The organism is Acinetobacter sp. ANC5681 (assembly GCF_023488045.1).
Classification (GTDB): Bacteria; Pseudomonadota; Gammaproteobacteria; order Pseudomonadales; family Moraxellaceae; genus Acinetobacter.
Window position 1 is genome coordinate 1 of sequence record NZ_JAMFKZ010000021.1, and the last position, 25618, is coordinate 25618.

Genomic DNA, 25618 nt, shown 5'->3' on the forward strand with positions numbered 1-25618 from the left:
CTTGTTTCTCAACAAGTTTTTATCTGCATCACCGCCGATGGATGTGCATTCTACACCATTCCTCTCCCAACACAACCCCCTTTTTTATTATTTTCTTTTGCATGTTTCTTTTTTCTACAAAATTAGTGTTTTCGTTGTTTTTATCAGCTATTTACGTATAAAAAGCAGGCTAATGGCCTGCTCTTTATTTTTTCCATTGTGATTTAATCAGTAAAAGTCACACGAGCAATCGCTTTTTTACCCGATTGGATGATTAAAGTGACATTCTCTTTTACAGAGAAGCTCATATCAACCACATTCCAGTCAACTTTAACCGCACCACGACCCACGGCATCTTTTGCAGCAGCTGCATTTGGATTTAAGCCTGCCACTCGAAGAATGGTTGCAATAAATAACTCACCACCAAACTCACCACGAGAAATCGTCACTTCTGGGGTATCTTCTGGCACTTCACCTTCTGTGACACGGTTACCTGCACTCTTATGTGCATTTTCAGCCGCTTCTGCATCATGGAAACGCTCCACCAGCTCAAGTGCCAAGATACGTTTGATTTCTTGTGGATTGCGACCCGCAGCCATTTCATCTAGCAAGACTTTGATTTCATCCAGTGACTTAAAGCTGAGTAAATCAAAGTAGCGTTCAATCAAGCTATCTGGCATTGACAGGATTTTTTGGTACATTGCACCCGGGGTGTCAAATACGCCAATATAGTTGCCCAAAGATTTAGACATCTTATTGACGCCATCTAAACCTTCAAGAATCGGTACAGTGATGCAGACTTGTGATTCTTGACCGTAACGACCTTGTAAAGTACGTCCCATGAGCAAGTTAAAAGTTTGGTCTGTTCCACCTAACTCAACATCTGCTTCAAGCGCAATCGAGTCATAGCCTTGTACCAGTGGATATAAAAACTCATGGATTGCGATTGGCTGGTGGTTGTTATAGCGCTTGGTAAAGTCATCACGTTCCAACATACGTGATACAGTTTGCTGACTTGCCAATTGAATTAAATCAGCTGCAGTTTTTTGGCTAAACCATTCTGAGTTAAAACGAACTTTGGTTTTATTTGGATCTAAAATTTTAAAAACTTGTTCTTGATAAGTCTTGGCATTGGCAAGTACTTGCTCTTGCGACAACGGCGGACGTGTTGCACTTTTGCCTGTTGGATCACCGATCATGGCGGTATAATCACCAATCAAGAAAGTAACCTCATGTCCCAAATCTTGGAAGGTTTTTAATTTATTGATTAGAACCGTATGTCCTAAGTGTAAATCAGGAGCCGTTGGGTCAAAGCCTGCTTTTACACGGAGTGGACGATTCTCTTTCAGTTTTTTCAATAAATCTTCATCAGAGATAATCTCGTGCGTGCCTCGTTGAATGAGAGCAAGCTGTTCTTCGGCTGGCAAGAAATTTGACATCACAAAACCTAAACACATCAGTTATTCAATTTGTGCGATATACTAACATTTTTTCAGCATCTTGCAGGATAAGTTGTATATGAGCGCGATCTATATTGGTGTAATGACAGGCACGAGCATGGATGGTGTTGATATTGTTGCAAGTTCATTTGACCCTTTAACACTACATGCCACACTGACTGTGCCTTTTGAGCCTGAATTACGTGATGAATTAATGGCTTTAACGCTTCCTGACGACAATGAAATTGATCGTATGGGTAAAGCTGATGTCGCTTTGGCACAAATGATTGGACATGGCATTAATACGCTGATTGAAAGGAACAATTTAGATCGTAATCAAATCAAGGCGATTGGTTCTCATGGGCAAACTATTCGCCATCGCCCTGAGCATGGCTTTACCTTACAAATTGGTGATCCAAATATCATCACTGAAATTACTCAACTCCCTGTCGTTTCTGATTTTCGGCGTCGTGATATGGCCGCAGGAGGGCAAGGTGCTCCTTTAGTACCAGCTTTCCATCAAGCTTTGTTTCAGCATGACAGTATCCATCGTGTCATTTTGAATTTAGGCGGTATTGCCAATGTCAGTATGTTGCCTGCAAATGACCTTGACGGTGTTTATGGCTTTGATACAGGCCCTGCAAATATGTTAATGGATGCATGGTGTCATCGTCATACAGGGCATCCATACGATGAAAATGGCGACTGGGCTGCTTATGGCCATCCAATACGTTCCCTATTAGATCGATTGCACTCACACGAATACTTTTCGAAAGAACCTCCAAAAAGTACAGGTCGCGAAGACTTTAATATTGATTGGTTAGATGATCAACTGATCGATTGGCGCAATGATTTAACCTATGACGAACTCGAAGATACACCTGAAAATATTCAAGCGACCTTACTGAAACTTACCGTAAGGGCAATTCAAAAAGCAGTCTATCGTTCTAGCATGGAAACAGGCGAACTCTACGTTTGTGGTGGCGGTGCTTATAATTCTTATTTATTGGAACAATTACGTTGGCGCTTACGCAAACACAATTGGTCAGTACAAACCACGGATGCCCTTGGCTTAGCACCGACATGGGTCGAAGCGACGGCGTTTGCATGGTTAGCCATGCGTTTCGTTGAACAACTGAGTGGGAATTTACCCGCTGTAACAGGTGCATCGGGTGATCGTATTTTAGGTACGATTACGATGGTATAAACAATAAAAAGCTTCTCAAATTGAGAAGCTTTTTTATCTTTAGAATCTATTAAATCGAGAAAGATGATCCGCAACCGCAAGTTGTCGTTGCATTCGGGTTTTGCACCACAAAGCGAGAACCTTCCAGTCCTTCAAGATAATCAACCACTGAACCAACCAAGTATTGATAGCTCAGGGAATCAACCAGCATTTTTACATCACCATTGCTGAATTCAGCATCATCTTCATTGACACTTTCAGCAAAATTAAAGCCATAAGAGAATCCAGAACACCCTCCACCCGTGACATAAACGCGTAACATGAGATCGTTATTCCCTTCACTTTCGCGTAACTGGCGAACTTTTTTGGCAGCATTATCTGACAATTCAAGAGCTTGGGCGTTCATGATGATGTTCCTCAGACTTCAATATGTCTTTAAAAAAATAAAAGACCTGATATTCAGTATAACATACTCAATATCGGGTCTGTATTTGAAGTTTAAAGTGTGTTTAAAGACTTTTTACAGGATTATTTATAGTTTTCATCCTGTAGCGCACACTCAAAGTTCTTGGCATCTTCACGACAACGGAATTGCCATAGCAATTTCATCATACGCTTGTCATAAATGCCCTTTGCAGTCAGGTTGATACGCGCTTCACGCATCAGCTTTTGGTAGCCAGGCTTGTCAGCCGCAGGAACTTCCATCCAGTATTTTTGTGGAATATCCGCTTTCATCTTGCCAAGTATGCCAAAAGCACGTGGTAACTGTGCCTTCACCCATTCCCTTGATTTTTGACCAAAACCAGCAGGGAATTTATCAGGATGGATAATCAGGTTGCCTGTCACCTGCAAGATTGGGTAATTGACAATCGCACCTTTAGTACCTAAACCTTTGTAAAGTTCTAATGGTTTAAACGCGGCAGCAGGTGCACCAATGATATCAACCTGACCATTATTAAATTTAGCACCAAAATTAGTGATATCTGAACTTACAGCTTGAGCACCCACTTGTGAAGCCATAATTTTTTGTGCTTCATCATAGTCTAAAACCGCAATTTTTTTACCTGCAGCTTTTGCAACGGTATTGATATTACGGTCATTTACTAATAAATATGCATCACCAATCGGAATCACACCAGCCACCTCATATTTGCCATTCACCATCGCTTTGGCAAAAGTTGGACTGGCTAACCCTTGCATCACTTTGACAGCAAGCTTAAGGTCGGTGATAGCACCAATTGCATCTAATGAGCCTGTAAATGGATTGAATTGTCGGCCTCGCATACCTGTGATACTGACGCCATCACATTTCCCTGCTTTAAAATCTTCAGCAATTACAGCTTCATTCGTCGCTACTTTGAGTTCAATATCTGCACCCCAAGTTTTAGCTGCAAGCTGATAATCTTTCATTAATGCATATACATCGCCGCTTTTACCTACGATGTCAAATACACACATTGTTTGTTTTGCTTGAGCTGCAACAGAGACAGTTGCTATGCCTGTTGCAAGTAGTAAAGGCTTAAACCATTGCATATTATTTTTCCTTTGCATCTATATTGTTTTGTTGCGAAACATTTACGTATATGAAGAGCAACGTTCTATCCTAATAAGGTCTTCAAATGAATATATGTTTAAATACAGTCGTTTTTAATCTTCCTGATTAAAACATATTTTAAATCTTCTCGATTTCATTTGTTTTTATATGAGTATGATTGCGATATTTCTATATAAAGACAATGACTTAAATGACAAGCACTTAAAAACAAAAAGCCTAGAAAAATCTAGGCTTTAAGTTGCTTTTATAGCATTTGATGATTATTCACCAGGTAATGCACATTCAAAGTTCGCTTTGTCTACTGAACAACGTGCTTTCTTCAATACTGACATCATACTAGCATCATAAATACCACGTTTAGTCATTTCTAAACGACCATCACGCATTAGTTTTTGATATTTTAACTTGTCTTCAGCAGTTAAGTTCATTTTGTATTTTGCTGGAATTTCAGCTTCATAACGTTTGATCATTGCGAAAGCTTTTGGAAGTTGCTTCACAAAATAATCACGAGATTTTTGGCCAAAACCAGCTGGGAATTTTTCTGGGCGTAACACAAGATCCGCAGTCACTTGTAATACTGGGAAGTTAAACATCGCACCGTTAGCACCTAAGCCTTTGCTCAACTCTAATGGCTTATATGCATAAGCAGGAGCACCTACCATATCTACTTGGCCATTGTTAAATTTAGCAGCAAAGTTAGAAATATCAGAAAGTACAGCTTGTGCACCTACGCGTTGTACCATAATTTTTTGCGCGTCATCATAACCCAATACTGCGAATTTTTTACCCGCTGCTTTTTCGATTGAGTTAATGCTCTTATCACGCACGAAAATATAAGCCGCACCTAATGGAGCAATACCACCAACTTCGTATTTGTTACCACCAAGGTTAGTTACCATTTTTGCTGCATTACGTTGATCTAGAACATAAGTAATCGCACGTTGAGCGATTTCATTACTTGGCGCACCACCTAAAGAGTCAATAGAACCCGCAAACTTGTTATATGGACGAGCACGCATTGCTGTCATTGCTACAGCAGCACATTTACCCGCTTTAAAGTTATTATCAGCGACTTGTTCATCGGTGATTGCAAGAAGGTTTACATCAGCGCCCCAGCCTTTTGCTGCAAGTGCCCAGTCCTGCATCATTTTGTATGATTCACCTGACTTTCCTAATAAGTCGAATACACACACATCAATTGCTGCTTGAGTAGAAGCAGATACACCTAAGATCGAAGTTGCTGCAATAGCTAACGCAATTTTTTTCATATTTTTCATCCTTCCACAAACTTTATGTTTGTCTCCTTGTTCGAAGCAAATATTAATCATGTTTTTCAAAAAAAAATAGAGCTTGTGCTCTATTTTTATGTCAATAATGTTTACTTTTTGTCCTGTTTTATCTCATTCACTTATTTTCATAAACATATTTGTGATAAGTGATGACTTTCGTTAATCAATTTATAAATTCAGGAAGAAAACTATAACTATTCGGCACTCAAAGAACATTCAAAGTTAGTGCGTTCAACCGTACAACGTGCTCGTTTGAGGACGTTCATCATGCTGGCATCGTAGACTCCTTGTCTGGTCAAGTTCATTCGTCCATCACGCAACATTTTTTGATAGCGAATTTTATCTTCACTAGACAATGTAATTCTTTTTGCATTCATACCCGCTTCTAAACGCTGTACCATTGCGAAGTTACTTGGCAATTTGTCACGAACCATTGTCGAGATTGGGTACCAAAACCACTTGGGAATTGCCCAGGGCGAATAATTAAATCCCCCGTGATATTCACAACTGGAAAATTAAATAATGCACCATTTGCTAAACCTTTACTAATTTCTAAAGGTTTATATGCATATGCTGGTGCAGCAATTACATCAACCTGACCACTATTAAACTTCTTCACAAAATCTGAAATATCAGAGGGTACAGCAACAAGATTTATGCTTTCAACAATCGTTTTTTGCGCTTGATCATAATGTAAATACGCAAATTTTTTACCTTTGGCCTTTTCAATCGTATCTATATTTTTATCACGTACGAAAGTATAGGCTAAGCCAACTTGAATAATACCAACAACTTCGTATTTCTCACCATTGGTTGTTGCAGTTAAACGGTGTTGGTTACGCTTATCAAGCACATAAGTAATTGCTTTTTGGGCAATCGCATTGCTAGTCACCGCGCCTATAGCATCAACAGATCCTGCAAATTTATTATATTTACGAGCTCGCATCGAAGTCATATAAACCCCGTCACATTTACCCGCATCGAAATCTTTCTCCGCTTTTTCTTCATCTTGATAAGGGATCAGCTCAACATCAGCTTGCCATGTTTTTGAGGCAAGCTTCCACTCTTCAACAAGTTTGTAAGACTCGCCAGCTTTTCCCAATAGATCAAATACACAAATTTCTTGTTTTGCCTGTACAGGAGTAGTCATGACAAATAGAGTCGCAGCACTCAATGCCAAAAGTCCTTTTTTCATTTTGTTTTCCCTTATTTGCTGTTTTTGCATATTTTTCCACCACCGAGAAAAGAATATAGTCAGATCTTAACTAAAAGCCTAGTCCTTTTATTTACATACATCGGGTTTTACTAATTTTTAATAGTACTCATCACATTTTACTCATTGATAAAATATCTATGTATAGTTCCAGTGGCTTGTAGGCATAAGCAGGTGCCGCCATAATGTCGGCCTCGCCACTGTTAAACTTTTTGGCAATATCCGAAATGTCCGAAAGGACCGCTTGCCCACCCAAGCTTTTAACAACGATTTTTTGTGCTTTGTCATACGCCAACACCGCAAATTTTTTACCCTTGATCTGTTCAATGCTGTTCACGTTTTTATCTTTTACAAAGATATAGGCCAGACCAATTTGTGATATACCGACAACTTCGTAGACCTGATTACCTATACTACTGGTCAGACGACGTTGATTACGCTTATCTAACGCAAAACTAATGGCTTTTTGTGCAATTGCATAACTCGGTACAGCACCAGTCGCATCGACAGATTTTCCCAACAAGTCAAAAACACAAATTTTAGTATCTGCATTGACCTGCATACTTCCCCCCAACATCAGCATTGCCCCCACGGCAAGAATTGCTTTGTTCATCCCTAATCCTGTCACTATACTTTTAATCTTGTTACTTATTTTTCACTAAAACTAAATAATAATCTGATTTGAATGACAAAAATAGAGTTTTTGCTCTATTTTTATTGGTAGAATGATTTAATTCGATCAGTTTGATCTGTAATATAAAAATTTGCATTCATGGGCGATCACCTTAAAATGCAGCTATCTCTTCGCTATTTTGCATACTCATGATTCAATTTGACCAAGTTTCATTACGCCGTGGTGGGCGAGTTCTATTTCAAAAAGCATCGATGCAGCTTCATCCTGGCTGGAAAATTGGTCTTACTGGCGTGAATGGCGCAGGCAAATCAACACTATTTGCTGCTTTCTTAGGTGACTTGGTTGCAGATGAAGGGAATCTAACTCGTCCAGCGGTTTGGACTGTGGCACACATGGCTCAGGAAATTAAAGCCTTAGAAATGCTAGCAATTGATTTTGTTTTGTCTGGTGACGAAGAATATTGGGACATTCAAGAAAAATTAGCGCATCCAGATCAATTGAGTAATGATGATTTAGCCAAATTACATGGTCGATTTGATGAAATTCATGGTTATGCTGCCCCTGCTAAAGCAGCACAGCTGATGGCTGGACTAGGCTTTTTAGATCATCAAATTCGATTAAATGTAGCCAGCTTTTCAGGTGGATGGCGCATGCGACTTAATCTTGCCAGAACACTGATGAGTCGTTCAGATTTATTATTATTAGATGAACCAACCAACCATTTAGATTTAGATGCAATTTTATGGCTTGAGGACTGGCTTAAAGCTTATGAGGGTACTCTGGTTTTAATCTCACATGATCGTGATTTCTTGGATGCAGTCACTGATCATATTCTGCATATCGAAAACCAAGAATTAACCTTGTATACAGGAAATTACTCAACATTTGAGACCACACGAAGCGAACGTTTAGCACAACAACAACAAGCTTTTGAGAAGCAACAAGAAACACGTGCTCATTTACAGAAATTTATTGATCGTTTCAAAGCAAAAGCCACCAAAGCTCGCCAAGCCCAAAGTCGGATTAAACAATTAGAACGTATGCAGCAATTAGCACCTGCACATGTGGATACACCTTTCACCTTTAGCTTCCGTGAACCTACCAAAATGAGTTCACCATTACTCAGTCTTGATGGTGCAACGATCGGTTACGGTGACAAAGTCATCGCTGAAAAAATTCGTTTGCAGATTACGCCAAGCTCTCGAATAGGCTTACTCGGAATGAATGGCGCAGGTAAATCCACTCTAATCAAAACCTTGGTTGGTGACTTGCCACTATTAGCTGGAGAGCGTAAAGCTTCTGAACTTCTTAATATCGGTTATTTTGCTCAGCATCAAATGGATGCTTTAGACGCGCATGCAAGCCCAATGCTTCAACTGGCACGTATCGCAGATAAACAAATCAGTGAAGCATCTTTACGCTCTTTCTTGGGTGGCTTTGGCTTCAGTGGTGAACGCATGGACACACCATGTGAGAGCTTCTCTGGTGGAGAACGTGCTCGTCTGGCTTTAGCTTTAATTGTTTGGCAACGTCCTAATGTACTGATTCTAGATGAACCGACTAACCATTTAGATTTAGATATGCGCCACGCTTTGACCATGGCATTGCAAGATTTTGAGGGTGCGGTGGTCTTGGTTTCGCATGAACGTCAATTGATTGCAAGTGTGTGCGATGATTTGTTACTTGTTCATGCAGGAAAATGCACAGAGTTTGAAGGTGATCTTCAGGACTATGCAAAATGGTTACGTGAAGCGCGCCAACAACAAATAAATGCACAGAGTGCTTCACAACAAGAGAGTAATTCATCTCAATTTGCTACTCCTAAAGTAGATAAAGAAGCTCAACGTAAAGAAGCTGCTCGCCGTCGTGAACTGACTCGACCTATCCGAAAAGACATGGAAAAAGTCGAATCACAGATTGGTAAAATTCAACCACGACTCATTGAGATCGAAGAACTTCTAGGCGACACGACGCTTTATGAAGCAAATCGCAAAAATGATCTCATGAAGCTAATGAATGAACAAAATGAACTCAAAGCCAAATTGGAAAGTTTTGAAGAGCAATTACTAGAATTCATGATGAGTTTAGAGGAACTTGAAGGCTCATTTGAAAACTAAGCAACATCCCCTAACCACACCAAATGTGTGGTTAGGTTTTTTCAATTTAATCAATACAAGAAAAATAGAAACTCAAACTCAATTACATTGATAATCCATATTTAAATATCATGTCTTTTTCTATCTAATCAGTTAAATTAAAAAATGGAAATTTCCTCAAAAATTGAGCTTTGTGTTTAGGCTCGATATACTCAGCTCCCATCATTCTAAAGTTTTGACTTTCGATTGACGTTTAAAACGTCTACTTTCTTAATATTTTTTGTACTTCAATTTGGTAAGTACCTGATTTGGACTCATACAAACTGAATGAATTCTTTAGATTTTATTTTTAATTTTGAACATTTTCTTCCAATCTTGATCCAAGAGTATGGCGTTTGGATCTACGCTATTCTTTTTTTAATTATATTTGCAGAAACCGCTTTTGTTTTTATGTTCTTCCTCCCTGGTGATAGTTTATTACTCACTGTTGGTGCACTCTGCTCAGTCATTGAAATGATGCATCTTGGCTATATGATTAGTTTATTGTTTGTAGCCGCAACATTGGGCTATATGGTGAATTATCATATTGGTCGTCATTTTAGTGATCGTATTTTTAAAATGGATTCACGCTTTATCAAACAAGAATATTTAAAGAAAACTAATACCTTTTTCTTAAAACATGGCGGGAAAACTATTCTATTGGCTCGTTTTATCCCATTTGCACGTTCTTTTGCACCTTTAGCCGCTGGCTCTAGTGCCATGAATTATACCCATTTCGTAATTTATAATATCTTAGGCGCGCTATTATGGATTAGTGTGCTGGTTACTGCTGGTTATTTATTTGGGCATGCATTGATCCAAGTCGGCGATTTAGTCGATAAATAAAAAAACCAGTGATGTTCCACGTGAAACACTCATACAAGAAAAAGGCGATGCATCAAGCATCGCCTTTTTCTTGTATACGAGAGAAATAATACAAACTAAATCTCACATTAATTTAATTAAGCATCAATATCCGCATTTAGTGCATTTTCTTCGATGAAGGCACGACGTGGTTCTACATCATCACCCATCAAACAAGAGAACATACGATCTGCTTCAATCGCATCATCAATCGTCACTTGGAGCATATGACGGTTTTCAGGATCCATCGTGGTTTCCCAAAGCTGCTCAGCATTCATCTCACCCAAACCTTTATAGCGTTGGATCATCATGCCGCGACGAGAATCTTGCAAAATATGCTGCCATACTTGATGGAAACTATTCACCTGAATACGACGATCACCCTTCTGCAAATAAGCGCCCGTTTCGAGCAACGTAAACCAGCTCTTCGCATTCTTCAGTAAGCGTGCATATTCAGCAGAGTTTAACAATCCTGCGTCAAGCAAATATGAATGTGGCAAGTTATGTACATACACGGTGACACGTGGCCAATAATGAACTGATTTCTCGCCGTGTGAGTTCTCACGTTCAAATGATTCTAAAGAAATCTCTGGACGTAAACTTGGTTGGAGTTTCTCAATTGCAGCACGTAATTGTTCTGCCCAAGACTCAACATATTCACGCTCATGATTGTGATCCGCTTTAAAAGCTTCTAGTTCAAGCAGACCATCTAACAAACTCGCAGGATAACGTAGTGTTAAACGCTGCAAGCTTTTTTGCGACACTTGATAATCTGCAATAACTTTAGCCAAAGCTTCACCCGTAATCGCAGGTGAATCTGCACTTATATGCAAAGCAAGTTCATCAATCGCATTCGAAATAAGGTAGGTTTCTAATGCATCATTATCTTTGATGTATTGCTCCTGCTTACCTTTCTTTAATTTATACAAAGGTGGCTGGGCAATATAAATATGACCACGCTCTACCAATTCTGGCATTTGACGGAAGAAGAAAGTCAACAACAAGGTACGAATGTGTGAACCATCAACGTCCGCATCGGTCATGATAATGATTTTGTGATAACGTAATTTATCAGGGTTGTATTCTTCACGACCGATACCACAGCCTAAAGCTGTAATCAGCGTTCCAACTTCCTGACTTGAAATCATCTTGTCAAAACGTGCTCGTTCAACGTTCAGGATTTTACCTTTCAACGGCAAAATAGCCTGCATCTTACGGTTACGACCTTGCTTGGCACTACCGCCCGCAGAGTCACCCTCGACTAGATACAGTTCAGACAATGCTGGATCTTTTTCCTGACAGTCGGCTAATTTCCCTGGCAAACCTGCAATATCTAAAGCGCTCTTACGACGTGTCATTTCACGCGCTCGACGAGCTGCATCACGTGCACGAGCTGCATCAATAATTTTGCCCGCGATTGATTTTGCTGCTTGAGGGTTTTCAAGCAAATAAGCTGAAAACTCTTTATTCATTGCTTGTTCAACAGCAGGTTTAACCTCACTCGAAACTAACTTCTCTTTGGTTTGAGAAGAGAATTTTGGATCAGGAACCTTTACTGAAATAATTGCAGTCAAGCCTTCACGAGCATCATCACCTGAAACAGCCACTTTCTCTTTTTTGAGTAAGTTTTCATTTTCCATGTAGCTGTTTAAACCACGGGTCAAAGCCGCACGGAAACCTGCTAAGTGAGTACCACCATCTTTCTGTGGAATATTGTTGGTAAAGCAACGAACATTCTCTTGATAGCTATCATTCCACTGCAATGCCACTTCCACCCCAATGCCATTGTCAGCATCAGTCGTGAAGTGAAAAATTTCATTGAGATGTGTTTTGCCTTCGTTAATGTATTTAACGAATTCTGATAAACCACCTTCGTAATCATAAACATTTTCGAGATTAACGCGTTCATCACGCAATACGATACGCACACCCGCATTCAAGAAAGAAAGCTCTCTTAAACGACGTGCGAGGATATCCACACTAAAAATGGTCTGACTAAAAGTAAGCTCACTTGGCCAGAAACGAACAGTTGTTCCTGTTTTATCTGTCTCACCCACAACCTTCAATGGATATTGTGAATCACCATGCTGATATTCTTGCTCGTGAATCTGTCCAGCACGATAAATTGTAAGTTGTAATTTTTTTGATAAAGCATTTACAACTGAAACGCCTACACCGTGTAAACCGCCTGACACCTTATAGCTATTATCATCAAACTTACCACCCGCATGCAGAATGGTCAAAATCACTTCTGCTGCAGATATCCCCTCTTCTGGGTGAATATCTGTTGGAATACCACGACCATTATCGGATACGCTGACCGACTCATCCTCATGGATCGTGACTAAAATTTCATCACAATGTCCTGCTAAAGCTTCATCGATGGCATTATCCACCACCTCAAACACCATATGGTGTAAACCTGTACCGTCATCAGTGTCACCGATATACATACCAGGACGTTTACGAACCGCGTCTAATCCACGTAAAACTTTGATACTAGAGGAATCATAAGCTTTTTCATTTGATTGTTCTGTTTGAGAGACTGATTGAGACTCTGAACTCATGGTTACTCCCTAGTAAATATTAATCTATCCAAAAATGAGGAAATAAAATTATGGTGCAGCAAGACTGACTTGACCGTGAACAACGTGGAATAATTGAAAAGAAATCGACAAATCCTGTAAGTGTTTTAATACCGACGCATGGTCTAAGGTGGTCATAAAAACTTGACTTCCTAACTGACTCAATCGCTCAATTAACCGTTGTTGTGCGGTCTCATCTAACTCTGCTGTCAGATCATCTAATAATACCACAGTTTCCTTATTACTCGCATGCAGCATTGCAATTTGTGACAGTTTTAATGCCATGATTAACAACTTTTTTTGCCCACGAGAGAGTACATCATCCGCATTGCCAAAAGGTGTTTTTAGCCGTAAATCAGCACGATGCGGACCGTATTCAGTATATCGACGCTCAAGGTCTTTTTGATGCTGTTGAATAAGGTCTTGAAATAACCCTTGCTCAGTATGAAATCCTGAATAGTATTCGAGTTCAATATCAATATCTGGCAGAAGCTGCTGTAAATCCTCACGAAAGTATTGATTCCATTGTTCAACGATACTGATCCGTTGTGAATGTAAAATTTCACCATATTCACTGAGCATTTTGTTCCACGGCTCAAGTTCAGACAAACTGAGATTTCGACGTGTTTTTAATAGACTGTTTCGTTGTTTCAGAGCACGTGAATAATACTGCCAAGCAAAATAAAACTCAGGTTCCACGTGGAACATTAACCAGTCTAATAACTGTCGTCTTGGCTTTGCGCCATGATCAATAATATCGGTACTTTGTGGATCGATATGCTGTAAAGGTAATAATTTTGCCAGTTGACCTTGAGTCGCAATGGTATCGCCATTGACCTTAATCACCTGTTCGCCCGAAGCTAGCTTTTGCATGCCAATACGTTCAGTGGCAGATTGCGCAAAAACAATCGCATCGCCTGCTTCATATTGAATGTAATGTTTTGGAATATGGGTGCGAAATGAACGCCCTGTTGCCAGTAAATGAATAGCCTCTAGAACTGACGTTTTTCCAGAACCATTTGCGCCGTAAAAAATATTAAACGGTTGCAACTCATGGAGTGCAACCGTCCTTAAATTACGTACACGTTCGATATTTAAACGCGTGATTTGCATGCTTTAAAACTCAAACATCAATCGTCATTAAACTCGCATTGGCATCACGACATAAGTTTGATCAGGATGCGCTGGATCTTGAACAAGCACCGACTGATTGGCTTCACTCATGCTCATTTTCACGTCATCACCATCCAGCACACCAAGTACTTCAAGGATATATTGCGCATTGAATGACATTTCTAAAGGTGCATCTTGATATTGAATTGCAATATCTTCAACCGCCTCATCTTGTTCTGGGTTATTGGCACGCAACTGCAATGAATCTTGATTAAAATTCAAGAAAACACCACGAAGTTTTTCATTACTTAAAATAGCAACACGTTGTAAAGATTGCTTAAAGACATCATGAGCAATAAAGACATGCTTGTCACCATTTTTAGGAATCACACGGCGATAATCTGGGAACTTGCCATCAATCAGCTTGGTGGTGAAACGCACGGTAATATCGCCCTGCTCTTTATCACGGCTTGGCGTATTGATGGTGACATTCAACAATTCACGTCCAATCAACACAGTCAACTGTTCATCTTCAATACTCAGTAAACGTTGTAACTCTCCAACCGCTTTACGAGGTACGATCGCTTGAATCGGTGCCGATGCAGTTGATGAAGCAGCAACTTCACACAAAGCTAAACGATGACCATCTGTTGTTACTGTACGCAATTGATTTTGATCAATTTCCAACAAAGTACCAGTTAAGTAAAAACGTACATCTTGAACTGCCATCGCAAAGGCTGTTTTTTCAAATAAACGTTTTAATTCACGCTGAGTGACTTGAACCTGAGTACCTTGACTATTGTCAGTCGTGAGTAATGGATAATCTTCTGCTGGAAGGGTACCTAATACGAAACGGCTATTGCCTGATTTTAAAATACAGCGTTGGTCTTCTGTTATTTGCAAATCAATTAAGGCTGCTGTCGGAAGGGATTTACAGATTTCAACGAGTTTACGTGCAGGAACAGTTGTTTCACCCACCTCTAAACAAGCACCTTCAGATAAAGTTGTGCTTGCGACTAATTCAACTTCTAAATCAGAACCCGTAATCGTTAAGGCCTGTTGAGTGGTTTGAATTTTGACATTTGAAAGAATATTCAAAGTATGGCGACGCTCAACAGCCCCCACCACATGTGATAAAACATTGACTAAACTTTCTTTAGCGATTTTCAAACGCACGATTTTATTCCTCTTACAACAGAAGCTGATATGAATGTTAGCAGTGTACTATGCTGCACTTAAAAGTAGTTTGCAACTCTGAAAAATAGATTAACTTTGTAACAGACGAAGTAAGTTTTTATAATCTTCATTAAAAATTGGATCTTGTTCGCGCAAGCTAACCACTTTTTCGCAGGCATGCATCACGGTACTATGATCACGACCACCAAATGCCATTCCAATCTCAGGAAAACTATCCCCTGTCAGCTCTCGGGCTAGCCCCATCGCTAATTGGCGTGGACGTGCATAAATACGGGTGCGCTTAGGTCCAATTAATTCTTTTAGTGGGATACGGAAATATTCACTGACGACGCGCTGAATATTTTCCACACTAATGGTGCGTGCACGAATCGCTAAAACATCTTTTAATGACTCACGCACCACATCCAAATCAATCGCAGTGCCTTTAAAACGTGAGATAGCCACCACCTTATTGAGGGCACCTTCAAGTTCACGAACGTTTGCGACCACTTGTTGTGCAATGAATAAAGCACAATTTCGTGGCAAATCTACCCCACTATTTTCAGCTTTTTTTAGCAAAATTTCGATACGTGTTTCAATATCTGGTGGCTCAACACCAACAGATAATCCCCAAGAGAATCGAGAAACCAAACGCGGATCCAATTCCGTGAGTTCTTTTGGATAACGGTCTGAGGTTAAAATAATTTGTTTAGATTCATCCAGTAAAGCATTGAATGTATAAAAGAATTCAACAAGGCTTGCTTCTTTACCAGCAAGCAAATGAATATCATCAACCAACAATAAATCTAAAGAACGACAATTTTTCTTAAATTCTTCAACCTTACCTTTCTGCAATGAACTGACAAAGTCTTGTACAAAACTTTCCGAGGTCATATACATGACACGTGCATTCGGTTTGGCTTGTAAAAGTGCATTCCCTACGGCTTGCATCAAGTGTGTTTTACCCAAACCTGTTGGACCATATAAAAATAAAGGATTGTGCTGAGATGCGCCTAATTGGGTTAATACCTTACGGCAAGTCTCAGCAGCCATTTGGTTAGAACGGCCTTCAACAAATAAAGAGAATGTGAATAATGGGTTGAGTTGTCTTTTCTTTGGTATTTTCGCGACATTTTGACTTGGTTGCACCAAATCAGTTTCTTTCTTAGCTTTAATAGGAACGATTGGAGTGGTTGAAGTGTTACCTAAAGCCGCGGTCGTGGTTGCAGGTTGCTCATGAGAAGACAAAATAGTACCTGGACGCGAATCAACCAAGATTTCAACCTGACGTACTCGACCTTCCGATAATTGCTCAGCAAGAATTGAAATTAACTCTAAATGGTTGTCTTGAATATAACGTGTCCAATATGGATTAGGTGCATATAAACGCATCACACCGTCAACTTCTTCAGCAACCAAAGGACGAATCCACATCGCAAAGACGTTGTCAGAGAGCTCTTGTCGCAAGCGAGTTAAGCAGTCTGTCCAGAGCATGTGCATCCCCTAATATCCATTTTAAATTCAAAAATAAAGAAACCACCACTCCCATCTTTCGAAGGGGTGGCCATTCTAACCAAGTTATCCACATCTGTCAGGCAAATTTATGAGACTTTTGCCGAAAAAGAAAGCATTTGATTATAAATTTAAATTTAAAACCACTTGTGCATAACTTTTTGCACAAGCTGTGGATAGTTTTAGTGCTAAAGTTATCCACAATTTATAAAATTAATAAAAACATAGTTATCCACAAAGTAAATCCTTGTTTAAACGTATAAAAACATCAATTTCCACAGAAAAAATGCATCCTAATAAGAATAAATTTAAATTTTAAAATTTGAATTTACTTATAAGATTGGGTTGGGTTGTGGATAACTAAGCATATCGAAATTTAAATTCAAAATCCAAGAATTAAATTTAAACTAGAATCTTGGTTGTTGATAATCCTGTATGTAAGCTGTGAATATAGTTAAATATTGATATAATATAAAGGGATAGCTTGTGTATAATTTTTGTTTTCCATCATGTGAGATATTTGCGAGGTGTTTTATTGCTCCAAAACAGAACAAACAAAATGTAAAGTTTTTGATTTTCCATTGACAGCGTAAACATTGCACAATAAAATCGCGGACCTTTATAGAAAGATCATTTTGGGAGTTTCGATATGAAACGTACTTTCCAACCATCTGAATTAAAGCGTAAACGCGTTCATGGTTTCCGCGCTCGTATGGCTACTAAAGCAGGTCGTCAAGTTTTAGCTCGTCGTCGTGCAAAAGGTCGTCATAGCTTAACTGTTTAATACTGTTAAGCTGACCAGATTTGGGTGATGGCACTTTACAGTTTCGGCATTGAATCTCGTATTCGTTGTGCCGCTGATTACAAAAGTGTATTTGATGGTGCACTTTTTAAAGTGCACCAGCCCCATTTCCTTTTTTTAGCAAAATTAACCGAACAGCCAAATAGCCGTTTGGGTGTTGTCGTTGCTAAAAAGAAAGTACGTCGTGCTCATGAACGAAATCGAATAAAACGTCTTGCTCGGGAGAGCTTTCGCTTACACAAAGTGCAATTTAATGCTGATATCGATATTGTGGTGATGCCTAAAGTTGGTATAGAAGCAATCGCAAATCAAGAATTACATCAACAATTAGAGTTTGCTTGGCAAAAATTACAACGCTTAGCAAAAAAGCATTCAAAAGCTGTTATAACATCCTCACAAAATTAGAGATCTCCAATGGTACGATTACTACATTGGTTGATAAGATGTTACCAGATTGCTATTAGTCCATTATTGGGTCCTCGTTGTCGCTATATTCCTACTTGCTCGCAATATGCGATTGAAGCATTGCAAACACATGGTGCGGTCAAAGGTGTCTGGTTATCGACTAAACGAATTTGCCGTTGTCATCCTTGGGGTGGTTCAGGCTATGATCCCGTACCGCGCAAGGCACTTCGTTTTATTTCGTTTCATCAAATAGATTCTCAAATGTATCACGTTGCTGTACCCTTTCGTGATCGTTTATTCAAGCAAAATCTCTCTAACCATTTGGGATAATAGATATGCAACAATGGGCCAGATTTGCAATTCTTGGAGCCATGTTTGTTACCGCATATTTGCTTATTTTGGCTTGGCAAAAAGACTATGGTCATGCTGCACCGGCACCGCAACAACAAGCGGCGGTTGTCACGGCACATGACGTATCTGCGGATTTGCCAAACGCTCAAAATGCAACAGCGGCTTCAGACTTGCCACAAGCAAATGTGACTGCATCACAAACCACAGAGCATAATACATCTGTGAGTCAGCAACTGATTTCAGTACAAACTGATCTTTATCACCTGTGGATCAATCCAAAAGGTGGTGATATTGTCCGTATTGAATTGTTAAGCCATGATGAAAGCAAAGACAGCGATAAGCCGTTTGTCATGCTGGAAAGTGATGCGAAACGTACTTATGTCGCTCAATCTGGTTTAATTGGTTTAAATGGACCAGATAGCAGCCGTAGCGGCCGTCCAATGTATGATGTTGAAAAAACAGCGTATACTTTGGCAGATGCGAAGAGCGTTGCAGCAAAAGATGGTAAGACACATCAAGTGTTGACTGTGCCATTGGTATTTAAAACACCTGAAGGTGTGGAAGTGATCAAGTCGTTCACCTTCACGCAAGGTGATTACCCAATTACAGTGAAACATCAGGTTGTTAACCGTAGTCAGCAAAACTGGCAAGGCCAAATGTTTGGTCAGTTAAAGCGTGACAATTCTGATGATCCAGGTAAATCTTCTCAAGGTATCTTTACTTTGGGAACTTATCTTGGGGGTGCATGGGGCACGCCAGAGGAGCATTATAACAAGTTGAAATTTGCGAATTTCAATGATGAAAAATTAAATGTTGAAGCCAAAGGTGGCTGGGTGGCCATGGTTCAGCATTATTTTGTCAGTGCTTGGATTCCTGGGAATTTAAAACTGACTCAGGCTGATGGTCAGCCTTATGCCGCAAAATTAGAATCACGCCAGTCTACTGATGGCATGAATATCATGGGCTTCACCTCTCCAGTGATCAATGTACCTGCGGGTACGTCAATGGAAGTGGATGCACAACTTTATTCTGGCCCAAAAATTCAGTCTGAACTCAAAGATTTAGCTGCTGGTTTAAACCAAACTGTAGATTACGGTTGGTTATGGCCAATTGCCAAGTTATTGTTCCTGGGCTTGCAATTCTTCCATAATCTTGTTGGTAACTGGGGATGGTCAATTATCTTATTGACGATCTTGGTGAAGTTGATTTTATGGCCACTTTCTTCAAAAAGTTATCGTTCGATGGCGAAAATGCGTGTGATTGCACCAGAAATGCAACGTATGAAAGAAGAATTTGGTGAAGACCGTATGCGTTTCTCACAAGAAATGATGGCCTTATATAAGCGTGAACAAGTCAATCCATTGTCTGGTTGCTTGCCATTGCTATTACAAATGCCGATTTTCTTAGCCTTGTATTGGGTATTGATGGAATCTGTTGAATTGCGTCATGCACCGTGGTTAGGTTGGATTCAAGATTTATCTGCGATGGATCCATGGTTCATCTTGCCGTTGATAATGGGTGTGACCATGTATGTTCAGCAAATGTTGAATCCTCAACCAACTGATCCAATGCAGGCAAAGGTATTCCGTATCATGCCAATCATGTTTACGGTATTCATGTTGTTTTTCCCTGCTGGTTTGGTGCTTTACTGGATCGTCAACAACAGTATTACCATTTTGCAACAATGGTTTATTAACAAAGGTGTCGAAAAAGACCGTCTCAACAAGGTTGAATCGAGTTCTTAAGTTCGAACTTTTACTGAATAAATCCGCTTAAGATGGTAATCTTAAGCGGATTTTTCTTTGTCTGTATTTAGGGTTCCTGTTTCATAACCCTCGTGTTTTTTAGGTGAATTTAACATGCAACATCAAACCACAATTGCTGCGATTGCTACCCCATTAGGTCGTGGTGGTGTGGGCGTGATTCGACTTTCTGGACCGAAAGCCTATGCAATAGCAGAGCAACTGACCCAGAAAAAGCTCCCTGCGGCACGCATGGCAGGTTTCCGTCAGTTTTGTGATGCCGATGGCTCGGTGATGGATGAAGGCATCGTGCTATGTTTTCCAAATCCGCACTCGTTTACTGGCGAAGATGTGGTGGAATTACAGGGGCATGGTGGCCCTGTCATCCAAAATGCTTTGCTGGCACGTTTGCTCGATTTGGGCGCGACTGCTGCAAAGGCAGGTGAATTTTCCATGCGTGCCTTTGAAAATGGCAAAATGGATTTAGTACAAGCGGAAGCGATTGCTGATTTGATTGATGCCACCTCACAGGCCGCCGCACGTTCGGCAGTTCGTTCCCTACAAGGTGCATTTTCAACCAAAATTAATACGGTTTTAGAAAAGCTCATTCACTTGCGTTTACATGTTGAAGCCGCGATTGATTTTCCAGAAGAAGAAATTGATTTCCTTGCCGATGGCAAGATTTTAGCTTTGCTGGATGATGTACAGGATTCGGTCAAGGCCGTACAGCAATCTGCACGCCAAGGACAGCTGTTACGTGAAGGTTTGCAGGTGGTGATCGCGGGTAAGCCCAATGCGGGTAAATCGAGTCTGTTAAACGCACTTGCAGGGCATGAGCGTGCCATTGTGACCGATATTGCAGGTACTACTCGTGATGTACTACATGAAAAGATCAGTTTAAATGGCTTGCCGATCACCTTAACTGACACTGCTGGTTTACGTGAGACGGGCGATATTGTAGAGCAGGAAGGGATTCGTCGTGCAATCAAGGAAATCGAACAAGCCGATTTGCTGCTGTTGGTGTATGATTTGAATCAAGGTGATGAGCCATTGCAATTGGCGTATGAATATTTTTCAGAGCATCTTGAGCCAAAACGTTTGCTATTGATTGGCAATAAATGCGATTTAACGGGTCAAGATGCCACATTAAGTGATTATCAAGGCTTCCGTCATATCAGTGTCTCCGCAAAACAAGATATGGGTGTTCAGGCGCTCATAGAGGCGATTACAGCGCATGCGGGCTTCCAACCTGAGGAAGACACCTTTATCGCCCGAACACGTCATTTAGATGCAATGAAGCGTACTCAGCGCTATCTTGCAGAAGCACGTGAGCAGTTAGTTGTGTTTAATGCAGGTGAACTTGTAGCTGAATCATTGCGACTGGCTCAAAATGCGTTGGGCGAAATCACGGGTGATTTCAGTGCTGATGATTTACTCGGAAAAATTTTTGGTTCATTCTGTATTGGAAAGTAATTTTTTAAGAGTTTAAAATTTTATATAGGCATTAAGAATATCTTCTTAGTGCTTTTTTTGTAGAATTTATTGTGTATTTTATACCAAATAAAGAATTAATTTTTTAGATTAATAAAAATTATTAATTCGTTTCATTATTTTGCTTATGCTTATATAGCTTTAATTTATCTTGTGAATATAAATTAATATATTTTAAAATTGGTAATGATAAACTGATTAAATTCTAAAATGAATATTAGGTTATATACCGTGAACTATTTTATTTTGACTGTGTTTTTTTGTATGTTTTCGACATTTATTTATGCGAAAACAGAGGTTTATCAATGTAAAGAGAATGGATCTGTTATATTCCAATCCAAACCTTGCAAAGGTACAGGTCAGACTGTAGCTGATAAGGTTAAAGAACAACAACAAGCAAAAGAACGTAAACTTGCTGAAATTCAGGAAAAAGAAAAACTTTTACAAGAGAGATTAAAGCACCAGCCGAAAAAAGAAGTTGGTTTTAAAGCAACTATCATAAATTTTAAGAATAAAATGATTCGTTATTGGCATGCTTTAAAGAAGAAATTTTCAATTGATTCCTAAAATATTGAATATAAATCTTTAGATTTTAAAAAACAGCCTAAATAATTCCTATTATTTAGGCTGTTTTTTTTGTTTAAATGCCTTGCATTTCTTGCTCTTCAGAGTCTTCTTTCAGCATATTTAAAGAAGTTGCTGCACTAGCTGGAACTCCTTCTTGACGAGTACTTTTTAGCTTGATTTGTAAGCGTAACTCATTCAAGGAATCAGCATTACGTAACGCTTCATCATAACTAATTGCACCTTCGTTATATAAATCAAACAAGGCCTGATCAAAAGTTTGCATACCTAATTCACGAGACTTGGTCATAATTTCTTTAAGATTATGAAATTGACTTTTTAAGATATTTTCTGCAATTAATGGTGTATTCAGTAGAATCTCTACGGCTGCACGACGACCTTGACCATCTTGAGTACGGACCAAGCGTTGAGAAATAATCGCTTTCATATTAGATGAAAGATCCATCAGCAATTGATTACGGCGTTCATCTGGAAAGAAGTTCATGATCCGATCTAATGCTTGATTGGCGTTGTTGGCATGTAAAGTTCCTAAACATAAATGCCCAGTTTCAGCAAAAGCAATGGCATGTTCCATGGTTTCAGTATCACGGATTTCACCAATCAAAATGACATCAGGTGCCTGACGCAATGTATTTTTTAAGGCATGGTGCCAAGTGTGGCAATCTACACCGACTTCTCGGTGGGTAATCATTGATTTCTTATGCTTATGTACATATTCCACGGGGTCTTCAACCGTAATAATATGCCCCGCCGAATTTTCATTACGATAATCAATCATTGCCGCTAATGACGTAGATTTACCTGACCCCGTACTTCCGACGACTAATACTAAGCCACGTTTTTCCATCATGACATTTTTCAATGATTCTGGGAGTTTGAGCTTTTGGAAGGTTGGGATTTCTGACGTAATGGTTCGGATAACCATGCCGATTTGTAGTTGTTGCTTAAATACATTGACACGAAAGCGTGATACTTCTGGAATATTAATTGCGAAGTTACATTCCCATTCATTTTCAAATTCTTGGCGTTGCTTTTCATTCATTAAGCTATATGCAAATAGCTTAGTTTTTTCTGGGGTTAAAGTTTGCTGACCTAAAGGACGCATTAAACCTTGGAGTTTAATACTCGGTGGAAAGTCTGCTGTAATGAATAAATCTGAGCCGCCATATTCAACCACTTTGGTCAACATATGAAACATAAACGTTTTGGCTTCTTCTAATAATTCCGCGTTATACATGGATGTACCTAAATTTTAAGACAAGACTAAATTGAGTCAGATAGTGTGAAGTTAAAACTAATCATGCAAAGGAAAACATATCCTTGTTTCTTTAAAATGAAGTTTCAAAAGTTCTGTAAGTCATTTCATGGCTTTTCATTCACGCTGAACGAGATTACAAAAGTTGCCTTGCTGATTGTGATTGGATTATTCCAAAAATAAACCCATCGATCTAGTTTGATTTTTATTTATTATATGAATATCAATACAATGTGAGAATTTTTGTCATTTTTTTACCAAAATGAGCTTTTTTATCTTTGATTTGAAACCACTTTTAAAAAAAAGATGTTCCACGTGAAACATGACGATGATTGGTTGGCTTTTGGTTGTGACTGAGTAAGCTGTGCAATTTATGAGGATAAGCCTGATTAAAATAGCGCTAATTTTGAGTTGAGTATGAGACATGTTGAAAAGAATCGCTTTATTTTCATTATTGAGTTGCACGTCTGCGATGATTTTTGCAAATGTAGAAACCTTAAAAAATAATTTAAATCAGCAATATCCCAATATTCATGTTAGCAATATTCAAGCAACAGAAATGACAGGACTATATAGTGCCAATTTAGACAATCAGATTATTTATTTGGATGAAAATGCCCAACATATGTTTATTGGTTCGATGGTTCGTTTAAAAGATCAAAAGAATCTTACCAAGGACTTGGTTCTAAAGCAAAATTCAATTGACTGGAAACAATTACCTTTAAGAGATGCAATAAAAACGGTAAAGGGCAATGGTAAACAGCAGCTCGCTATTTTTTCAGATCCGAATTGCCCCTATTGTAAGAAATTAGAAGCTGAACTGGATAAGCTCAACGATGTCACCATTTATACGTTTATCTACCCACTAAAAGCACAATCGATTACGGTCTCAAAATCGATTTGGTGTGATCCTAACCCAGCTTATGCGTGGAAAAACCTATTGCAGAAGAATGTACAGCCTAAAGAAAAAACTTGTACTAATCCGATTGATCGCAATCTAGAATTAGGGAAAAAATTAGGTATAGAAGGAACGCCAACGCTGATATTCGGGAATGGTCTGAAAATGGTTGGCGGGCGGAGTGCTGAAGACATTCGGATGATTTGGAAAGAACTCGGGTTATAAATAAAAATGCCCAATGCATTGTAATAAAATGATTTGGGCATTTTTAATTTATTTTGTTCTAACTTTTCTTGGTGACCAAGTTGTAGATGAACAAAATAATAATGGCACCAATGACCGATGCGATAAAGCCAGCCGCTGAGTTTTCACCATATAATCCAAGTAAGCGACCGCCATAGGTTGCTAATAATGAACCTGCAATCCCTAATAAGGTGGTAACAATAAATCCTGCTTTATCTTCACCAGGATGCAACGCACGGGCAATTAAACCTGCAAAAAAACCGACCACAATCGCTACAATGAGAGACCACATGACCTTTTCTCCTTGTTTTACCATAGTATTTGTTTGTTACTATCCTGCTCGATTTAGCCTAACTCTGTCTGTAGTGGATTACTGAGTTATGTCGTATTTTTGTGCAATCTTTATCGTGCTTTGATTAACAAGCTAGAATAAAAAAGGCGCTTTAAAGCGCCTTTGTAATTGATCAAAGACCGATTTCACCGATAAATGGTAAGTGACGATACTTTTGATCGAAATCTAAACCGTAACCGATAATAAAGCGATCTTCGACTTCAAAACCTAAGAATTTTACTTCTAAATCAATCTCACGGCGTGAAGGTTTGCTCACCAAAGTACAAAGTTCAATTGAGTTTGGATTACGTGTTTTGAGCATTTCAACGACTTTGCTCAAGGTATTCCCTGAATCAATAATATCTTCAACAACAAGCACATCTTTACCGTGAATCTCACCATCAAGATCTTTTAAAATTTTGACATCGCGGGTTGAAACCGTCCCGCCACCATAACTAGACACAGTCATAAAATCGAGTTCGTGTGGTTTTTCGATTGAACGGCATAAATCTGCCATAAAAATGACTGAGCCACGCAGTAAGCCAATCAATACCAGTTCTTTATCACTTTGAGCATAGTGTGCATTGATCTTTTCACCAAGTTCTTTGACTTTGGCTTGAATCTCTTCGCTCGAAATCATAATGCGCATTGCAATGGTCATCGGTAGATTCCTAAAACTTAAAAAAGGGAAAATAAAAAAGGTGTTGACCTGCAACACCTCGTAATCTTGAGCTAATGTGGCAATTTTAAAACAAAATCAGATTTCATGCACCTTTTGATGATGAAGAAAATGTTTCATTTTGAGCAGATGTACTGTCACGTTTCAATAGCACTG

The 25618-nt window shown here is 39.2% G+C and carries 21 protein-coding genes and 2 pseudogenes; 10 read left to right on the forward strand and 13 right to left on the reverse strand.

Translation table 11 applies throughout. The features are described from left to right. Window positions 1-203: 203 nt before the first annotated feature. Window positions 204-1436 (reverse strand): tyrosine--tRNA ligase, encoded by a 1233-nt coding sequence (tyrS, locus tag M5121_RS11800; RefSeq protein WP_152630146.1) that lies wholly within the window; start codon window positions 1434-1436, stop codon window positions 204-206. A 61-nt stretch (window positions 1437-1497) separates the two neighbouring features. Between tyrS and M5121_RS11805 the strand changes: the two genes are divergently transcribed. Further along, window positions 1498-2625 carry an anhydro-N-acetylmuramic acid kinase gene (locus M5121_RS11805; RefSeq protein ID WP_249571287.1) on the forward strand — a complete coding sequence of 376 codons (1128 nt, stop codon included), beginning with the start codon at window positions 1498-1500 and terminating at the stop codon, window positions 2623-2625. Between the two features lie 49 nt (window positions 2626-2674). Here the strand turns inward: M5121_RS11805 and erpA are convergent, their stop codons facing one another. The 5 genes and pseudogenes from erpA to M5121_RS11835 form a co-directional block, all read right to left on the reverse strand. After that, window positions 2675-3010 (reverse strand): iron-sulfur cluster insertion protein ErpA, encoded by a 336-nt coding sequence (gene erpA, locus M5121_RS11810; RefSeq protein WP_004675453.1) that lies wholly within the window; start codon window positions 3008-3010, stop codon window positions 2675-2677. Between the two features lie 122 nt (window positions 3011-3132). Continuing rightward, on the reverse strand, window positions 3133-4137 hold the full coding sequence (locus M5121_RS11815; RefSeq protein ID WP_178883124.1) for a putative solute-binding protein: 1005 nt from the start codon (window positions 4135-4137) through the stop codon (window positions 3133-3135). Window positions 4138-4419: 282 nt separating this feature from the next. Then, the gene (locus M5121_RS11820; RefSeq protein ID WP_249571288.1) at window positions 4420-5427 is read right to left on the reverse strand and encodes a putative solute-binding protein; all 1008 of its coding nucleotides are present in this window, start codon (window positions 5425-5427) and stop codon (window positions 4420-4422) included. A gap of 215 nt (window positions 5428-5642) precedes the next feature. Beyond that, a pseudogene (locus M5121_RS11830) lies at window positions 5643-6643 on the reverse strand (putative solute-binding protein). A gap of 160 nt (window positions 6644-6803) precedes the next feature. Next, window positions 6804-7274 (reverse strand): annotated as a pseudogene (locus M5121_RS11835) (putative solute-binding protein); the annotation flags it as partial. Window positions 7275-7483: 209 nt separating this feature from the next. Between M5121_RS11835 and M5121_RS11840 the strand changes: the two are divergent. Beyond that, window positions 7484-9412: an ATP-binding cassette domain-containing protein gene (locus tag M5121_RS11840; protein WP_249571291.1), complete on the forward strand. Its 1929-nt coding sequence runs from the start codon at window positions 7484-7486 to the stop codon at window positions 9410-9412. Window positions 9413-9718: 306 nt separating this feature from the next. Beyond that, entirely contained in the window at window positions 9719-10276 is a 558-nt protein-coding gene (locus M5121_RS11845) for a VTT domain-containing protein (protein ID WP_249571292.1), read from the forward strand. A 116-nt stretch (window positions 10277-10392) separates the two neighbouring features. On the opposite strand, the gene gyrB is transcribed toward M5121_RS11845, so the two are convergent. The 4 genes from gyrB to dnaA all read right to left on the reverse strand — a co-directional run bounded on the left by gyrB (window position 10393) and on the right by dnaA (window position 16662). Then, complete coding sequence (gene gyrB / locus M5121_RS11850; RefSeq protein ID WP_249571293.1) at window positions 10393-12861, reverse strand: DNA topoisomerase (ATP-hydrolyzing) subunit B; 2469 nt, start codon at window positions 12859-12861, stop codon at window positions 10393-10395. A 48-nt stretch (window positions 12862-12909) separates the two neighbouring features. Next, a complete protein-coding gene (gene recF, locus M5121_RS11855; RefSeq protein WP_249571294.1) occupies window positions 12910-13992 on the reverse strand; it encodes a DNA replication/repair protein RecF in 1083 nt (360 codons plus the stop codon). A gap of 27 nt (window positions 13993-14019) precedes the next feature. Continuing rightward, window positions 14020-15168: a DNA polymerase III subunit beta gene (gene dnaN, locus M5121_RS11860; RefSeq protein WP_005158909.1), complete on the reverse strand. Its 1149-nt coding sequence runs from the start codon at window positions 15166-15168 to the stop codon at window positions 14020-14022. Between the two features lie 90 nt (window positions 15169-15258). After that, window positions 15259-16662, reverse strand: a complete 1404-nt coding sequence (gene dnaA / locus M5121_RS11865; protein WP_087537333.1) for a chromosomal replication initiator protein DnaA — start codon at window positions 16660-16662, stop codon at window positions 15259-15261. A 667-nt stretch (window positions 16663-17329) separates the two neighbouring features. Here dnaA and rpmH point away from each other — a divergent pair. The 6 genes from rpmH (at window position 17330) to M5121_RS11895 (ending at window position 22038) form a co-directional block, all read left to right on the forward strand. Beyond that, window positions 17330-17464 carry a 50S ribosomal protein L34 gene (rpmH, locus tag M5121_RS11870; RefSeq protein ID WP_000831329.1) on the forward strand — a complete coding sequence of 45 codons (135 nt, stop codon included), beginning with the start codon at window positions 17330-17332 and terminating at the stop codon, window positions 17462-17464. Between the two features lie 27 nt (window positions 17465-17491). Then, complete coding sequence (rnpA, locus tag M5121_RS11875; protein ID WP_249571295.1) at window positions 17492-17887, forward strand: ribonuclease P protein component; 396 nt, start codon at window positions 17492-17494, stop codon at window positions 17885-17887. A 9-nt stretch (window positions 17888-17896) separates the two neighbouring features. Next, window positions 17897-18217, forward strand: coding sequence for a membrane protein insertion efficiency factor YidD (gene yidD / locus M5121_RS11880; RefSeq protein WP_087537331.1), 321 nt, complete (start codon window positions 17897-17899; stop codon window positions 18215-18217). 5 nt (window positions 18218-18222) lie between these two features. Continuing rightward, window positions 18223-19983, forward strand: coding sequence for a membrane protein insertase YidC (gene yidC, locus M5121_RS11885; protein WP_249571296.1), 1761 nt, complete (start codon window positions 18223-18225; stop codon window positions 19981-19983). 114 nt (window positions 19984-20097) lie between these two features. Then, the gene (gene mnmE / locus M5121_RS11890) at window positions 20098-21453 is read left to right on the forward strand and encodes a tRNA uridine-5-carboxymethylaminomethyl(34) synthesis GTPase MnmE (RefSeq protein ID WP_249571297.1); all 1356 of its coding nucleotides are present in this window, start codon (window positions 20098-20100) and stop codon (window positions 21451-21453) included. Between the two features lie 249 nt (window positions 21454-21702). Then, a complete protein-coding gene (locus M5121_RS11895) occupies window positions 21703-22038 on the forward strand; it encodes a hypothetical protein (RefSeq protein WP_227519063.1) in 336 nt (111 codons plus the stop codon). 73 nt (window positions 22039-22111) lie between these two features. On the opposite strand, the gene M5121_RS11900 is transcribed toward M5121_RS11895, so the two are convergent. Continuing rightward, entirely contained in the window at window positions 22112-23293 is a 1182-nt protein-coding gene (locus M5121_RS11900; protein ID WP_249571298.1) for a PilT/PilU family type 4a pilus ATPase, read from the reverse strand. A gap of 442 nt (window positions 23294-23735) precedes the next feature. On the opposite strand from M5121_RS11900, the gene M5121_RS11905 reads away from it, so the two are divergent. Continuing rightward, window positions 23736-24434 (forward strand): DsbC family protein, encoded by a 699-nt coding sequence (locus M5121_RS11905; RefSeq protein WP_249571299.1) that lies wholly within the window; start codon window positions 23736-23738, stop codon window positions 24432-24434. 58 nt (window positions 24435-24492) lie between these two features. Here the strand turns inward: M5121_RS11905 and M5121_RS11910 are convergent, their stop codons facing one another. Both M5121_RS11910 and hpt read right to left on the reverse strand, forming a co-directional pair. Beyond that, window positions 24493-24744 carry a GlsB/YeaQ/YmgE family stress response membrane protein gene (locus M5121_RS11910; protein WP_004660536.1) on the reverse strand — a complete coding sequence of 84 codons (252 nt, stop codon included), beginning with the start codon at window positions 24742-24744 and terminating at the stop codon, window positions 24493-24495. 172 nt (window positions 24745-24916) lie between these two features. Beyond that, entirely contained in the window at window positions 24917-25444 is a 528-nt protein-coding gene (gene hpt / locus M5121_RS11915; RefSeq protein WP_249571300.1) for a hypoxanthine phosphoribosyltransferase, read from the reverse strand. Between the last annotated feature and the right edge of the window lie 174 nt (window positions 25445-25618).